The following is a 15208-nucleotide window of genomic DNA, read 5'->3' as shown; positions in this document are numbered from 1 at the left end:
CAGCTCGCTACTTCTCGAGGCGTCGGCTCCCGCCGTGCCAGTCCTCCTCGGCGCCCGTCTCGTCATCGGTCACGCCGAAGGCACGCAACTGTGGCTTCTCCCGCAGGCTGTGCTTGAGCTCGGCGAAGCCGGGGAAACTCGCCAGTCCGATCACGTGATCCCACAACGTGATCGCCTCGTCGTCGCCGGGTAGGCGGCTGATCACGGGCCCGAAGAACGCAACTCCGTCCGGTGGCCGGAAGTGGATGATCGGCGTACCCACGTCGCGCCCGGTCAAGGTCAGGGCCTGATCGGTCTCGGCCTGGATCTCGGCGTCGAAGCCGGTGTCGTCGAGTGCGTTCAGGTGATGCGCGGGCAACCCGAGCTCGTCGAGGACCGGTCCGAGGAAGTCCGCGGTACCGCGGAAGTCGGTGTCGTCGACCGTGTAAGAACCGGTGTGTGCGTCGAAGATCCGCGTGCCCAGCGCCTCGTAGAGCGGGCCGATGGCAGCTCGCCCGTGGTCGCCGCGGATGCTCGCCGCGGCCCGCAGCAGTCGTAACCCGGCCGTGTGTCCGGCCTCGTACTCCGGTGGGAACTGAGCGTCGTAGTCGACGTGCGCATTCAGCAGGCGTAACGAGATGAACCGCCAGTCGACCGTGTAGTCGCGCTGGGACTGCACCTTTCGCACCCATTTGCTCGTCATCCACGCGAACGGGCAGACGGGGTCGAAGTAGAAGTTGACGTCGGCGTCGGTCATGCGTCCCGACGGTAGCCGACGAAGAAAGCCGACGCGGGCGGGAGAGGTGTCGTGACAACCTCTCCCGCCCGCGGCGGTACGACGATCAGCGCTGGGCGCTCGCGAGTGCCTCGTTGAACGTCGTGCTCGGACGCATGACGGCGGCGGTCTTGTCCCAGTCGGGGTAGTAGTAACCACCGATGTCGACCTGCTCACCCTGCACCGAGTTGAGCTCCTCGACGATCTTGTCCTCGTTGGCGGCGAGGGTCTCGGCCAGCGAGGCGAAGTGCTTCGCGAGGTCGGAATCCTCGGTCTGCGCGGCGAGTTCCTGTGCCCAGTAGAGCGCCAGGTAGAACTGGCTGCCGCGGTTGTCGAGTTCGCCGGTCTTGCGCGACGGTCCCTTGTCGTTCTCGAGCAGCTTGCCGGTGGCGGTGTCGAGGGCCTTCGCGAGGATGACCGCGCGCTTGTCGTCGAACTTCTTGCCCACGTCCTCCAGGCTCACCGCGAGCGCGAGGAACTCTCCGAGCGAGTCCCACCGGAGGTGGTTCTCCTCGATGAGCTGCTTGACGTGCTTGGGTGCCGAGCCGCCCGCGCCGGTCTCGTAGAGTCCGCCACCGGCCATCAGCGGGACGATGGACAGCATCTTGGCGCTGGTGCCCAGCTCCAGGATCGGGAACAGGTCGGTGAGGTAGTCGCGCAAGATGTTGCCTGTGGCCGAGATGGTGTCCAGGCCGCGGACGACGCGCTCGAGGGTGTACCGCATCGCGCGGACCTGCGACATGATCTGGATGTCGAGGCCCTCGGTGTCGTGGTCGGGCAGGTACTTGTGAACCTTCTTGATCAGCTCGTTCTCGTGCGGGCGGTATGGGTCGAGCCAGAAGAGGACCGGCATCCCGGAATCGCGGCACCGGTTGACGGCCAGCTTGATCCAGTCCTGGATCGGGGCGTCCTTGACGATGCACAGACGCCAGATGTCACCCTCTTCGACGGTCTGGGTCAGCAGCACCTCGCCGGTCTCGAGATCGGTGATGTTGGCGGTGCCGCCCGCGGGGACCTCGAAGGTCTTGTCGTGTGAGCCGTACTCCTCGGCCTTCTGCGCCATCAGGCCGACGTTGGGGACAGTGCCCATCGTGGTGGGGTCGAACTGCCCGTTGGTCTTACAGAAGTTGATCATCTCCTGGTAGATGCGGGAGAAGGTCGACTCCGGGTTGACGGCCTTGGTGTCCTTGAGCCGTCCGTCGGCGCCGTACATCTTGCCGCCGGCGCGGATCATGGCCGGCATCGAGGCGTCGACGATGACGTCGCTGGGGGAGTGGAAGTTGGTGATGCCGCGGGCCGAGTCGACCATCGCCAGCTCGGGGCGATGCTCGTGGCACTTGTGCAGGTCGTCGATGATCTCCTCGCGCTGCGCGCTGGGCAGCGACTCGATCTTGCTGTAGAGATCCGACAGACCGTTGTTGACGTTGACGCCGAGCTCGTCGAAGAGTTCGCCGTGCTTCTCGAACGCCTCGCGGTAGAAGACCTTCACCGCATGCCCGAAGACGATGGGGTGCGAGACCCGCATCATGGTGGCCTTGACGTGCAGCGAGAACATCACGCCGGTCTTGTAGGCGTCCTCGATCTGCTCCTCGTAGAACGCGATCAGGGCCTTCTTGCTCATGAACATGCTGTCGATGACGTCACCGTCGGTCAGCGACACCTCGGGCTTGAGGACGAGGGTCTCGCCCGAGTCGGTGAGCAACTCCATCTTGACCTTGCGGTCTCCGGAGACGGTCATCGACTTCTCGCCGTGGTAGAAATCGCCTTCACGCATGTGGGCGACGTGGGTGCGCGAAGCCATCGACCACTCGCCCATGCTGTGCGGGTGCTTCCGGGCGTACTCCTTGACCGCCTTGGGCGCGCGGCGATCGGAATTGCCCTCGCGCAGAACGGGATTGACCGCGCTGCCCAGGCACTTGGTGTACCGGTCGCGGATCGCGCGTTCTTCGTCGGTCTTCGGGTTGCCGGGGAAGTCGGGGAGGTCGTATCCCTTCTCCTGCAGTTCCTTGATGGCGGCGAGGAGCTGGGGAACCGACGCGCTGATGTTCGGGAGCTTGATGATGTTCGTGTCGGAAGCCTGTGTCAGCTTGCCGAGCTCACCGAGATTGTCGGTGACCTTCTGGTCGTCGGGCAGGAGGTCGGAGAACTCGGCGAGGATGCGAGCCGCGACCGAGATGTCACTCGTCTCGATGGCGATCCCAGCCGCTCCGGCGAACGTACGCACCACCGGCAGAAACGCGTGAGTGGCGAGCATGGGTGCCTCGTCGGTCAGCGTATAGATGATGGTCGGCTGTTCGGCACTCATGCGATGTGTTCTCGATTCTGTCTTGGTTGACGCTGCAGTGTGCGGCCTTGTGGGTCCGGCTTTACCGATATCACGACGGGGATGGACTCGTGTGACATCCACCCATGATTTTGCCTGTCCTCACCGGACGACGGGAGACGTGGTGGGTGGAATCGGACAGAACGCGTGGTGCTAACGGCTGTGACCTGGCCTGAGTCCCAAATTTTGTGTGGCCGACGACACAGCGGTTTCTGTCCTGGTCCGGACGTGAGTCGACCCCACTCGGGTGGCGTGGTCGCCGGCGAGCGGGGTCGGTCGGAACGGTGGAACGGGAGGTGTCAGGCGGCGCGACCGGGGACGGTCTGCCGGAGCCGGATCAGGCCGTCGCGAATCCGGGACTTGACGGTCGGCAGGGCCACCTCGAGGTGTTCGGCGACCTCCCGGTAGGTGAGTCCGTGGAAGTAGGCGAGTTCGATCGCCTGTCGCTGCAGCGGGGTGAGTGTCTCCAGGCCGGTGTGGATGAGACGGGCGATCTCGCGCCGCTCCACCGACTCGCTGACCTCGTCGATTTCGCGGCCGGTGTCGGCGATGCCGTAGGCGACGGTGCGGCGGGTCGCGGCGGACTCCGACCGGACGCGGTCGACGGCGCGGCGGTGCGCGAGCGTCAGAATCCAGGAGAGTGCCGAACCGGAGGCGGGGTCGTAGGCATCGGCGTTGCGCCAGACCGCGAGGAAGGTTTCCTGCGTTGCCTCTTCGCTGTACCCCGGGTCGCGCAGCACGCGGAGCGTCATTCCGTAGACGCGGTCGCAGGTTGCGTCGTAGAACTGCGCGAACGCGTCCATGTCGCCGGTCGCCACCCGGGCGAGGAGGGCGCTCAGATCGGTGTCTTTCATCACGAAGCTCCTTGCCGCAGATGTTGGTGACGCTCTCGGAGTCCGCTCCGGCGATCACTGCCCGGGGTGTCCTGCGATGCGATGTGTCCAACGCTAGGCGGGCCACCGTCGGAAGTGATCATCGCGAGACACAACGGGATGGATTCGCAATGCTTGGTAACGGTGAGATAACGGTGGCGATCGAGGCCTCATACCGGCGATGAGCAGGGATGTCGGCGTCGCGGAGTAGCCTCCTCGCGACGAGAGGGACATGCATGCCTGACGACACGATAACGATCGCCGACGGCCGGGCGCGCTGCTCGTGGGCGGCGCGCGAGCCGGAGACCACCTACCACGACACGGAGTGGGGTTTCCCGGTCGCGGGCGACACGGCGTTGTTCGAACGCGTCTGCCTCGAAGGTTTCCAGTCAGGGCTGAGCTGGCGGACCATCCTGATGAAGCGGGACAACTTCCGTGCGGCGTTCGCCGGATTCGACATCGAGCAGGTGGCACGGTTCACCGATGCCGACGTCACCCGGCTGCTCGGCGACGCCGGCATCATCCGGCACCGCGGCAAGATCGAGGCGTCGATCAACAATGCACGACGCGCCGTCGAACTCATCGATGAGCACGGGTCGTTGGAGTCGTACTTCTGGGGTCACGCGCCGAGCGGGGACCATGTGCCGGGCTCGATGACGACCTCGCCCGAGTCGGTCGCGTTGTCGAAGGACTTGAAGAAACGCGGCTGGCGGTTCGTCGGTCCGACGACGATGTTCGCCCTCATGCAGGCGACGGGGATGGTGAACGACCACGCATACGGCTGCGTGATCCGTGCGGAGGTGGACGCGGCGCTGCGGGACGCGCACCCACAGAAATTGTAGACAATCCGACAATGTGTCATCATCCCTGCATGACGGCCCAGATCGGCATCGGGATGGTGTGTCCGTTCGACATGGCTCTCGACCGTGAGCTGTGGCGATGGATGCCGGATTCGGCGTCGTTGTATTTCACCCGCACCGGGTTCATCGACGCGCCGGTCGACGTCGAACTGTGTCGCGACCTGAACAATCACGCCGAGATCGCCGCTGCGGTGCGAGCCGTGTCGTCGGTTCGACCGCGTGCGTTCGGCTACGCCTGTGCGTCGGGCAGCTTCGTCTACGGGATGGCCGGTGCGCTCGAGATCTCGAACTGCATGGTCGCGGCCGGTGCCGACCGGGCGGTGACGACCTCCGAGGCATTGATCCGCGCACTCGACGCGCTGGACATCGGCACGCTCTCCGTCGCCACCCCGTACACTGCGGCTCTCACCGGATTGCTGTGTGACTTCCTCGCCGAGTCCGGCCGGAGCGTCGTGGCGCAGGCCGGACTCGGTCGAGACCACGAGATCTGGACGATCCCGTACCACGTGACCGCCGATCTCATCCGGGCCGCGGACCATCCCGACGCCGATGCCATCTTCGTGTCCTGCACCAACCTGTGGACCTACGACATCCTCGCCGGCCTCGAAGACGAGCTCGGCAAGCCGGTCCTGTCGGCGAACCAGGTCACCGCCTGGGCGACCCTCCGCGACGCCGGGGTTCTCGGAGAATTCACCAGGCCCGCAGGCTCGTCGAGCGGCCATGCGCAGGCACTGTTTGCCCGTAGCATTGCCGCATGACCTCGAGCGCGGCGACATTCGGCGAAGCAGGCACCGCCAAGTACGTGAACCTGACGACCTACCGCAAGGACGGAACCCCGGTGACCTCACCGTTGTGGGCGGCGCTCGACGGCGACCGCCTGGTCATGTGGACCGTCGCGGACTCGTGGAAGGTCAAGCGTCTGCGGCGCGACCCCCGTGTGGTCGTGCAGGCCTGTGATGTGCGGGGAAACAAGACCTTCGGCGCACCAGTCAGCGGTACCGCCGAGGTGCTCGACGAGGCCGGCAGCGACCGCGTGAAGCAGGCGATCGCTCGCAAGTACGGACTCCTCGGCAAGATCAGCATCTTCGGCAGCAAGATCCGCCGCGGCAAGCACGGCAGCGTCGGGATCGTGATCACGCCTGGGGCGTAGAACTTCACGACCGGGCGGGTCGAGCGCGTCGTCAACGCGACGTCAATAACCGCGCGGTCCGCGTATGGAATGCGTTAAGGACTCTCCCGCGGACCCTGGGGCTGCGTGATCCTTCGATGAGGCCACCGAACGGGTGGATGTCGAAGTGATCGGAGAGTGACTCTCGTGGCGGACCTCGTCTACGTGCTGCTGGCGATCGCGGGGTTCGCCCTGTGTGTGCTGGCCGTGCGTGCTCTCGATGTCAGGACCAAGTCGTGACCGCCGACGGGGTGATCAACGTCGTGCTGCTGGCGCTCGCGGCCGCGACGGTCCTGTTCCTCCTCGGTGCGCTCGTGTTCCCGGAGAGGTTCTGATCGGTGAACACAACTGTTGCGGGGCTGCTCCAGGTGGTCGCGCTCGTGACGATCCTTGCCGTGGCATACGTCCCGTTGGGCGACTACATGGCACGCGTGTACGCCGGTGGGAAGGACCTACGCGTCGAGCGCGTCCTCTACCGGATGGCGCGCGTGGACCCCAGCCGCGAACAGACTTCGACGGGATACGCCCTGGCGGTACTGGGCTTCTCGTTGATCTCGTTCCTCGTCGTCTACCTTCTGCAGCGACTCCAGGGGGTCCTGCCGTGGTCCGACGGCAAACCGGGCGTGTCCCCGTCGATGGCGTTCAACACCGCGATCTCCTTTGTGAGCAACACCAATTGGCAGTCCTTCTCGCCCGAAGTGGTGATGAGCAACTTGACGCAGATGATCGGGTTCGCCGTCCAGAACTTCGTCTCTGCGGCGGTGGGCATGGCGGTCGCGATGGCCGTCATCCGCGGCATCATGAGCCGACGCGGAACCGGTGAGATCGGGAACTTCTGGGTGGATCTCGTGCGTGGGTCGATCCGAATTCTGTTGCCGCTCAGTCTCGTCCTGGCGACACTGCTGATCACCCAGGGTCTGGTGCAGTCCTGGCACTCCGGATTCGGCTGGACCACCCTCGACGGAGCCGATGCGCGGAGCGTGGTCGGTCCGTTCGCCTCCCAGGAGGCCATCAAGGAACTCGGCACCAACGGTGGTGGCACCCTGTCGGTGAACTCGGCGCACCCGTTCTCGAACCCCACGCCGCTGTCGAACCTCCTGGAGATCGTCGCACTCCTGCTGATCCCGGTCTGCCTGACGCGCACGTACGGGACGCTGGTCGGCGACCGGCGGCAGGGCCTGACGTTGCTCGCCGTGATGGCCGCGATCTGGTCGCTGATGCTCACGCTCGTGTGGGCCTTCGAGACCCGCACCGCCGGAAGCGCTTCCGCGGCCGCCGGGGCCATGATGGAAGGCAAGGAGGTCCGATTCGGGATTCCCGGATCGGCACTGTTCGCGGTCTCGACCACCGGCACGTCGACCGGCGCGGTGAACTCCGCGCACGACAGCTTCTCCGCGGTAGGCGGCGGCGCCGTCCTGTGGAACATGCTTCTCGGCGAGGTCGCGCCCGGCGGGGTGGGATCGGGTCTGTACGGCATTCTCGTGATGGCGATGATCACCGTCTTCGTCGGCGGTCTGCTCGTCGGACGCTCGCCGGCCTTCCTCGGCAAGCGCATCGGGCAGCACGAGATCACGATGGCCGCGCTGTACGTGCTGGTGATGCCGGCACTGGTGCTGACCGGGGCCGGGATCTCCATGATCCTGGGTTCGACGACCGACGCGCAGGGCAACAGTGGGGATCCGGGCAGCCCGGGTTCGATCCACGGGTTCAGCGAAGTCCTCTACGCGTATGCCTCGGCAGCCAACAACAACGGCAGCGCCTTCGGCGGCCTCACGGCGACCGGTGACTGGTTCCAGGCCTCCCTCGGCATCGCGATGCTCCTGGGCCGATTCCTGCCCATCGTGCTCGTGCTCGCGCTCGCCGGCCTCCTGGCACGCCAGACCCCACGCGGCGGTGGCACGAGCACCGGTACCGCCTCGCCCGTTGCCGTTTCGCCCGTTGCTGTTTCGCCCGTTGCCGGTGCCGTGAACAGCGACGACCCAACGACAACCGCAGTCCTGCCTGCCCCCGCCGGCACCGCCCCGAATGCCGTGGAGCCGGACACGCGTTCGACGCTGCCCACCTCCGGGTTCCTGTTCGGATTCCTTCTGGCCGCGACCATCGTGCTCGTCGCCGGACTCACCTTCTTCCCGGCCATGGCGCTGGGACCGATCGCCGAGGCACTGCTGTGACCACTCAACTCATCTCGACCGACGAACCCGCGAAGCGGCGCGTCGAGGACTCCGACGAACCGGGATCGGCGCTGGTGTCGCGAGGAGCCTTCGACGTCCGCTCCCTGGTGACGTCGATGCCGCTCGCCATACGGAAGCTCGACCCGCGAGATCAGGCCCGGAATCCGGTGATGTTCGTCGTGTTCCTCGGAGCCGTCGTCACCACCGTGCTCGCGGTGGTGCGTCCGTCTTGGTTCAGCTGGACCGTTGCCGCCTGGCTGTGGTTCACCGTCCTGTTCGCCAACCTCGCCGAGTCCGTCGCCGAGGGGCGTGGACGGGCGCAGGCCGACAGTCTGCGGAAGGTCAAGCGCGACACGGTCGCTCGTCGGCTGTGTGCCGACGACGACCTCGCCGGTACCGGGACGACCGAGGAGGTCGCCGGCAGCGACCTGCGGATCGGCGACCTCGTCGTGGTCGAGGCCGGCGAGATCATCGCCGGTGACGGTGACGTCGTGGACGGGATCGCCACCGTGGACGAGTCGGCGATCACCGGCGAGTCGGCGCCGGTCGTCCGCGAGTCCGGTGGGGACCGATCGGCGGTCACCGGTGGAACCGTGGTGCTCTCCGACCGCATCGTCGTCCGGATCACCACCACCCCGGGAGAGACCTTTGTCGACCGGATGATCGCGCTCGTCGAGGGGGCGGCCCGCAAGAAGACCCCCAACGAGATCGCTCTCGACATCCTGTTGACGAGCCTGACGGTGATCTTCCTGCTCGCGGTGGTGGCCGTCGCGCCGATGCAGGAGTACGCCGGACAGTCGCCCGACCCGGTGAAGCTGATCGCGTTGCTCGTGTGCCTCATACCGACGACCATCGGCGCCCTGCTCAGCTCGATCGGCATCGCCGGCATGGATCGTCTGGTGCAGCGCAACGTACTGGCGATGTCGGGGCGCGCGGTGGAGGCCGCCGGCGACATCGACACCCTGCTGATGGACAAGACCGGGACGATCACCTACGGCAACCGTCGAGCCACCGACCTGTACCCGGCGCCGGGAGTCCCCGTCGACGAACTGGCGCGGGTCGCCCACCGATGCAGCCTCGCCGACGACACACCCGAGGGACGCAGCATCGTCGACCTCTGCCGGTCCGCTTACGGGATCGCGCCGGACGGGGGAGTGAGCTCGGACCGAGCACACGACACGATCGTCCCGTTCACCGCCCAGACCCGGATGAGCGGGGTGGACTCGCCGACCGACGGCATCCTCGTCGAGTACCGCAAAGGCGCCGCCGACGCGGTCACCCGATGGGTCACGGCCGGGGAGGGGACGGTCGACGACACCGTCGCCGCCGACGTGGAACGGGTGTCGTCGGCGGGTGGGACACCGCTGGTGGTCGGCGTCCGCGCCGCCGGGGAACCGGCCGAGGTCATGGGTGTGATCGCCCTGTCCGATGTGGTGAAGCCGGGAATGACAACACGTTTCGCGCAGCTGCGCGCGATGGGCATCCGCACCGTGATGGTCACCGGCGACAATCCGCTCACCGCCCGGGCCATCGCGACCGAGGCCGGCGTCGACGATTTCGTCGCCGAGGCCACGCCCGAGCAGAAGCTCGACCTCATCCGCTCCGAGCAGGCCGCCGGGCGCCTGGTCGCGATGACCGGTGACGGCACCAACGACGCGCCCGCACTGGCGCAGGCCGACGTGGGGCTGGCGATGAACACGGGGACGTCGGCGGCCAAGGAAGCCGGCAACATGGTGGACCTCGACTCCGATCCGACGAAACTCATCGAGGTCGTCGGCATCGGCAAGCAGTTGCTCATCACCCGGGGTGCCCTGACGACGTTCTCCCTGGCCAATGATCTCGCGAAGTACTTCGCGATCCTCCCCGCGATGTTCACCGCCGTCTACCCGCAGCTCGACGCCCTCAACATCATGGGCCTGCATTCGGCGCAGTCGGCCATCGTCTCGGCGGTGATCTTCAATGCGCTGATCATCGTGGCACTGATCCCGCTGTCGTTGCGCGGGGTGCGCTACCGGCGGGACTCGGCGTCGAAGTTGTTGGGCCGCAACCTACTCCTGTACGGGGTCGGCGGGGTCATCACCCCGTTCGTCGGCATCTGGCTGATCGATCTCGTCGTTCGACTACTTCCGGGAATGGGATGACTCCATGAACACGATCTGGTCCGGCTTCGTCCGGCAATGTGTCGCCGCCGCAGGCATGATCCTGGGTCTCACGCTGATCCTGGGGGTCGCCTATCCCGCTGCGGTGTGGGCGGTCTCGCGAGTGAACACCGACGGCGCGGAGGGCTCGCAGGTCTCCGACGCCGCGGGCTGTCCCGTCGGGTCCACGCTGATCGGCGTCGATCCCCTGGTCCAACCGGGTGCGCCCGACCCGTACCTGCATGCCCGGGTCCTGGGTGCCCCGGGCGAGCCGATGGCGACCGGCGACCCGTCGGCGTCGGCGGCGTCCAACCAGGGGCCCAACAGCGAGGTCCTGCTGACGAACGTCACCGCGCGTCGAGCGCTGATCGCAGAGCGGGAGAAGGTGGCGCCGTCCGCGGTGCCCGCCGACGCGGTGACCGGGTCGGGATCGGGACTCGACCCGCACATCAGTCCCGAATACGCCGAGCTACAGGTTGCCCGGCTGGCCCGCGAGAACCGTCGTACGCCGGCCGACATCCGGGGAATCATCGACGCCTCCACGCAGGGCAGGCAGTGGGGGTTCCTCGGTCAGCCCCGCGTGAACGTCCTCGAGGTGAACCTGGCGCTGGGGCACGCACCGGCCGAATGTCGGGCCCCGTGACCGAGGCTAGAATCGATCGATGAGCTCTGCGGCCGGACACCCCGAGGGACGGGGCAAGCTGCGAGTGTTCCTCGGTTGCGCGCCCGGAGTGGGGAAGACCTACGAGATGCTCGCGCAAGCCCGAACCCTCGTCGACGAGGGAACGGATGTCGTGATCGGCGTCGTCGAATCCCACGGCCGGGTGGCCACCGCCGCTCTCGTCGAGGGTTTGGAGACGATCCCGCGCATCAGCCGGTCGTACCGCGGGACGCCACTGGAGGACATGGACCTCGACGCGGTGCTGGCGCGCCGGCCGGAGGTGGCGCTCGTCGACGAACTCGCCCACACCAACATCCCCGGGTCTCGAAATCGCAAGCGGTGGGAGGACATCGAGGAACTGCTCGGCGCCGGCATCGACGTCTACTCGACGATCAACATCCAGCACCTGGCGAGCCTGAACGACGTCGTCGCGCAGATCACCGGCGTGGTGCAACGGGAGACCGTGCCCGACGACATCGTGCGCGGTGCCGACGAGATCGAACTCGTCGACATCGATCCACAAGCGTTGCGGCAGCGCCTGTCCGCGGGCAAGGTCTACCCGGGCGGACGGGTGGACGGCGCCCTCGCCAACTACTTCCGGCAGGGCAACCTCACCGCGCTACGCGAGCTCGCGCTGCTGTGGCTGGCCGACCAGGTCGACGACAAGCTCGCGGATTACCGTGCGGCACATTCCATCACCGAGACATGGGAAGCGCGTGAGCGGGTCGTCGTCGCCGTCACCGGTGGCGCCGAATCGCCGACGCTGCTCCGACGCGCGAGCCGGATCGCATCGCGTTCGAGCGCGGAACTGCTGGCCGTCCACGTGGTCCGGGGCGACGGGTTGACCGGTGTGGGGGTCGACCTCGCCGCGCTCAAAGAGCTCGCCGCGGGATTCGGGGCACGGATTCACACCGTCGTCGGCGACGACATCCCGGACACGTTGTTGGAGTTCGCACGCGGGGTCAACGCCACCCAACTCGTCCTCGGCACCTCACGGCGACCGAGGTGGCAGCGGATCTTCGACGAGGGTGTCGGGGCGGCGGTGGTCAGCGACAGCGGCCGCATCGACGTGCACATGGTGACCCACGACGAGACGTCACGACGGTCGCGCCTGGACATCCGGGACACCCGTTTCCGCCGGCCGTTGAGCTGGCTCTTCGCCGTGCTGGTGCCCGCGGGCGTCACCGGTGTGCTGCAGCTGCTCGACCCGTGGCTCGGGTTCGCCAGCCAGTCGGCGTTGTACTTCGTTGCGGTGCTGGCGGTGTCGATGCTGGGCGGAATCCTGCCGGCAGCCCTGTCGGCGGTGATCTCGGGTCTGCTGCTGAACTTCTTCTTCACCGATCCGAGGTTCACGTTCACGATCAGCCAGCCCGACAACCTGATCACCATCCTGGTCATGCTGATGATCGCGATCGCGGTTGCCGCGCTGGTCGATTCGGCGACGGTACGCCGGGCGCAGGCGCAGGACGCCGCGCGCGAGGCCGAACTGCTGGCGCTGTTCTCCAGCGTCGTGCTCGGCGGCGCCGACGTCCCGGTTCTCCTGGAGCGGTTCCGGGAGACCTACGATCAGTCCGCGGTGTCGGTCGTGCGGCGGACCTCACGCGCCGGCCGCGTGGTCGAGGCCGCCGTCGGCGAGTCGCCTCCGGTGTCGCCGGAAGACGCCGACACCGTCTGCGTCGTGCCGGGTGAGAAGTTCGAACTGCTCTTGCGCGGACCGAAGCTCGGCGCGCGGGACCGGCGCGTCCTGGCAGCCGTGGCCGGGCAGGCCGCGGGCGCGGTACAACGCCACGCGCTGGAAGCAGAGGCGGCGACGGCCGAAGCCCTCGCGCGCACCGACGAGCTTCGGCGGGCACTGTTGTCAGCGGTCGGCCACGACCTCCGGACACCACTGGCCGCGGCGAAGGCCGCGGTGTCGAGTCTGCGCAGTGACGATGTCACGTTCAGTCCCGAGGACACCGCGGAACTGCTGGCGACCGTCGACGAGTCGGTCGACCACCTCACCTCGCTGGTGGGTAACCTGCTGGATTCATCGCGGCTCGCCGCAGGTGCGGTTCGGCCGCACCGGCAGCGGACCTTTCTTCCCGAGGTCGTCCACCGCGCCGCCGCGGCCGTGGCCCGAACCGACCGGGAGCCGGCCCTGACCTTCGATCTCGGTCACGCCTGGGCGTACACCGATCCCGGGTTGCTCGAGCGTGCCCTGGCGAACCTCATCGACAACGCGCGCCGTCACGGCGGTGGGCATGTGGAGGTCACCGCTCGGTTGACCCCCGCCGACCCGCCACGATGCGAGATCCGGATCATCGACCACGGACCAGGGCTCCCGGTCGTGGACCGCGACCAGATCTTCGCGGCGTTCCACCAGGGCGGCGACACCAGCGGTGCGTCGTCGGGGGTGGGTCTGGGGCTGTCGGTGGCACAAGGGTTCGTCACGGCCATCGGGGGAGTGCTCGGCGTCGAGGACACGCCGGGCGGCGGCGCCACGATGGTCGTCGACCTGCCCGCGACCGACGACCTCGACGTCCCCGTCGAGACGGCAGGACCGGTCCGATGAGCACGGACAAGACACGCGTCCTGGTCGTCGACGACGAACCGCAGTTGTTGCGTGCCCTGCGCATCAACCTCAACGCGCGTGGCTTCGCGGTCACGACCGCCGCCACCGGCGCGGCCGCGCTGGCGGCAGCGGCTCGGGAGAACCCGCACGTGGTCGTGCTCGACCTGGGACTGCCCGACATCGACGGTCTGACGGTTCTCGAGGGACTGCGCGGATGGACGACGGTTCCGGTCATCGTCCTGTCGGCGCGAACCGATGCCGCCGACAAGGTGGTGGCCCTGGATTCCGGGGCCGACGACTATGTCACCAAACCCTTCGGTATGGAGGAGTTCCTGGCCCGGCTGCGAGCCGCGCTCCGGCGCGGTGCCGCGTCGCACGCGACGTCGGAGTCGCCGGTGGTGGACGCGGGTGCGTTCGTCGTCGACCTCGCCGCCAAACAGGTGACGCGCGGGCAGGCGCCGGTCCATCTCACGCCGACCGAATGGGGCATCCTGGAGCTGCTGGTACGCAACGAGGGAAAGCTGGTGTCGCAGAGCGACATCCTGAGCGCGGTCTGGGGTCCGGGATATCTCGGGCAGAGCAACTACCTGCGCGTCTATCTGGCGAGTCTGCGGCGCAAGCTCGAAGAGGATCCGGCGCATCCCCGCCATCTCATCACCGAGGCGGGAATGGGTTACCGGTTCGTTCGCGGGGCGCCGTGATCGGCGCTGCCGGAGTGTCCCGATGATCACCGCGGCGGAGATCCCAGACGGACTGTCGGAGCAGGCCGCGCTCGGTCCGCTCTGGGCGGACTGGCTGCGGCGACTTCCGGGTGCCGTCTCGGCGCTCCTGGACGAGTGGGGTCTGCGCCGTGACGGTGAGGAGTTGTGGCACGGTTTCGAGTCGCTCGTGGTTCCGGTGATCGATCGGCACGGCACGCCCGCGGTCCTCAAGGTGGCGTTCGACGGTGACGACGAAGGCGCGCAAGAAGCACTGGGACTGCACCATTGGCAGGGTCGTGGGGCGGTACGCATGCTCCGCGCCGATCCCCGTCGCCGCGCACTGCTCCTCGAACGTCTCTCGCGGCGTGACCTGACGACGGTCGACGACGACGAGGCCTGCCTGGTGGTGGCTGATCTGTACGGCCGGTTGCACATTCCGGCACCGGGCCGGCTCACTCCGCTCACCGCGCATCTGGAGCGCTGGCTGGGCGATCTGGCCAGTATCCCGCGGGACGCGCCGGTGCCGAGGCGCTTCGTCGAACAAGCGCTGTCTCTAGGACGAGACCTGCTGGCCGACAATGCGACCGTCGGTGTCATCGTGCACGGCGACCTGCACCATGAGAACGTCCTCGCCGATGCCGACGGGCGGTGGGTAGCCATCGACCCCAGCCCGATGTCGGGTGACGCACACTACGAACTCGCCCCGATGCTGTGGAATCGTCTGGGCTCGCGCGCGTCCGACGTGCGCTACGACATCCGTCGGCGGTTCTACACCATCACCGACGCGGCCGACCTCGATCAGGATCGTGCACGCGACTGGGTCATCGTACGGATGATCCTCAACGCGCACTGGGCCATCGTGGATGCCGAACGCGCGGCGCGCCCCCTTCGCCCGACCGACCGCGAATGGATCACCACCTGCGTCACCGTTGCCAAAGCGGTGATCGACTGACCTGCGCCCGATGTCGTCGACTGTGCGTCGTGTGGCGAGCCTCCCGCTGGTTCGAGT

13 protein-coding genes are annotated in these 15208 nt (G+C 67.4%); 10 read left to right on the top strand and 3 right to left on the bottom strand.

The window, feature by feature from the left end; genetic code table 11:
- Nucleotides 1–7 precede the first annotated feature (7 nt).
- The 3 genes from KTR9_RS21435 to sigK all read right to left on the bottom strand — a co-directional run bounded on the left by KTR9_RS21435 (nucleotide 8) and on the right by sigK (nucleotide 3931).
- Entirely contained in the window at nucleotides 8–736 is a 729-nt protein-coding gene (locus KTR9_RS21435) for a mycothiol-dependent nitroreductase Rv2466c family protein (protein WP_014928088.1), read from the bottom strand.
- An 85-nt stretch (nucleotides 737–821) separates the two neighbouring features.
- Nucleotides 822–3059 carry an NADP-dependent isocitrate dehydrogenase gene (locus KTR9_RS21430; RefSeq protein ID WP_014928087.1) on the bottom strand — a complete coding sequence of 746 codons (2238 nt, stop codon included), beginning with the start codon at nucleotides 3057–3059 and terminating at the stop codon, nucleotides 822–824.
- 317 nt (nucleotides 3060–3376) lie between these two features.
- The gene (sigK, locus tag KTR9_RS21425; RefSeq protein ID WP_014928086.1) at nucleotides 3377–3931 is read right to left on the bottom strand and encodes an ECF RNA polymerase sigma factor SigK; all 555 of its coding nucleotides are present in this window, start codon (nucleotides 3929–3931) and stop codon (nucleotides 3377–3379) included.
- A gap of 254 nt (nucleotides 3932–4185) precedes the next feature.
- Between sigK and KTR9_RS21420 the strand changes: the two genes are divergently transcribed.
- The 10 genes from KTR9_RS21420 to KTR9_RS21380 all read left to right on the top strand — a co-directional run bounded on the left by KTR9_RS21420 (nucleotide 4186) and on the right by KTR9_RS21380 (nucleotide 15151).
- Complete coding sequence (locus tag KTR9_RS21420) at nucleotides 4186–4791, top strand: DNA-3-methyladenine glycosylase I (RefSeq protein ID WP_014928085.1); 606 nt, start codon at nucleotides 4186–4188, stop codon at nucleotides 4789–4791.
- A 29-nt stretch (nucleotides 4792–4820) separates the two neighbouring features.
- Nucleotides 4821–5567 carry a maleate cis-trans isomerase family protein gene (locus KTR9_RS21415; RefSeq protein WP_044507243.1) on the top strand — a complete coding sequence of 249 codons (747 nt, stop codon included), beginning with the start codon at nucleotides 4821–4823 and terminating at the stop codon, nucleotides 5565–5567.
- Complete coding sequence (locus KTR9_RS21410) at nucleotides 5564–5959, top strand: PPOX class F420-dependent oxidoreductase (protein ID WP_044507241.1); 396 nt, start codon at nucleotides 5564–5566, stop codon at nucleotides 5957–5959. The genes KTR9_RS21415 and KTR9_RS21410 overlap by 4 nt, the downstream gene beginning before the upstream one ends.
- A gap of 254 nt (nucleotides 5960–6213) precedes the next feature.
- The gene (locus KTR9_RS27070) at nucleotides 6214–6312 is read left to right on the top strand and encodes a hypothetical protein (RefSeq protein ID WP_010840794.1); all 99 of its coding nucleotides are present in this window, start codon (nucleotides 6214–6216) and stop codon (nucleotides 6310–6312) included.
- Nucleotides 6313–6315: 3 nt separating this feature from the next.
- Nucleotides 6316–8148 carry a potassium-transporting ATPase subunit KdpA gene (kdpA, locus tag KTR9_RS21405; protein WP_014928082.1) on the top strand — a complete coding sequence of 611 codons (1833 nt, stop codon included), beginning with the start codon at nucleotides 6316–6318 and terminating at the stop codon, nucleotides 8146–8148.
- Nucleotides 8145–10289 carry a potassium-transporting ATPase subunit KdpB gene (gene kdpB, locus KTR9_RS21400; RefSeq protein ID WP_014928081.1) on the top strand — a complete coding sequence of 715 codons (2145 nt, stop codon included), beginning with the start codon at nucleotides 8145–8147 and terminating at the stop codon, nucleotides 10287–10289. Before kdpA ends, kdpB begins: the two co-directional genes overlap by 4 nt.
- 4 nt (nucleotides 10290–10293) lie before the next feature.
- Complete coding sequence (locus tag KTR9_RS21395) at nucleotides 10294–10929, top strand: potassium-transporting ATPase subunit C (RefSeq protein WP_014928080.1); 636 nt, start codon at nucleotides 10294–10296, stop codon at nucleotides 10927–10929.
- Between the two features lie 19 nt (nucleotides 10930–10948).
- Complete coding sequence (locus KTR9_RS21390) at nucleotides 10949–13498, top strand: sensor histidine kinase (protein ID WP_014928079.1); 2550 nt, start codon at nucleotides 10949–10951, stop codon at nucleotides 13496–13498.
- Entirely contained in the window at nucleotides 13495–14199 is a 705-nt protein-coding gene (locus KTR9_RS21385) for a response regulator (protein WP_014928078.1), read from the top strand. The genes KTR9_RS21390 and KTR9_RS21385 overlap by 4 nt, the downstream gene beginning before the upstream one ends.
- Nucleotides 14200–14221: 22 nt before the next feature.
- On the top strand, nucleotides 14222–15151 hold the full coding sequence (locus tag KTR9_RS21380; protein WP_014928077.1) for an aminoglycoside phosphotransferase family protein: 930 nt from the start codon (nucleotides 14222–14224) through the stop codon (nucleotides 15149–15151).
- Nucleotides 15152–15208: the final 57 nt, after the last annotated feature.

This window comes from Gordonia sp. KTR9, from assembly GCF_000143885.2.
In the GTDB taxonomy this organism is placed as follows: domain Bacteria; phylum Actinomycetota; class Actinomycetes; order Mycobacteriales; family Mycobacteriaceae; genus Gordonia.
The sequence above is the reverse complement of the archived record's forward strand: the minus strand, read 5'-3'. Positions and strand labels throughout refer to the sequence as shown.

Coding starts and splice junctions, on each gene's coding strand:
- sigK (WP_014928086.1), bottom strand. CDS start 3,931: ATGAAAGACACCGATCTGAGCGCCCTCCTCGCCCGGGTGGCGACCGGC.
- KTR9_RS21395 (WP_014928080.1), top strand. CDS start 10,294: ATGAACACGATCTGGTCCGGCTTCGTCCGGCAATGTGTCGCCGCCGCA.
- KTR9_RS21435 (WP_014928088.1), bottom strand. CDS start 736: ATGACCGACGCCGACGTCAACTTCTACTTCGACCCCGTCTGCCCGTTC.
- KTR9_RS21390 (WP_014928079.1), top strand. CDS start 10,949: ATGAGCTCTGCGGCCGGACACCCCGAGGGACGGGGCAAGCTGCGAGTG.
- KTR9_RS21410 (WP_044507241.1), top strand. CDS start 5,564: ATGACCTCGAGCGCGGCGACATTCGGCGAAGCAGGCACCGCCAAGTAC.
- KTR9_RS21430 (WP_014928087.1), bottom strand. CDS start 3,059: ATGAGTGCCGAACAGCCGACCATCATCTATACGCTGACCGACGAGGCA.
- KTR9_RS21380 (WP_014928077.1), top strand. CDS start 14,222: ATGATCACCGCGGCGGAGATCCCAGACGGACTGTCGGAGCAGGCCGCG.
- KTR9_RS21415 (WP_044507243.1), top strand. CDS start 4,821: ATGACGGCCCAGATCGGCATCGGGATGGTGTGTCCGTTCGACATGGCT.
- KTR9_RS21420 (WP_014928085.1), top strand. CDS start 4,186: ATGCCTGACGACACGATAACGATCGCCGACGGCCGGGCGCGCTGCTCG.
- KTR9_RS21385 (WP_014928078.1), top strand. CDS start 13,495: ATGAGCACGGACAAGACACGCGTCCTGGTCGTCGACGACGAACCGCAG.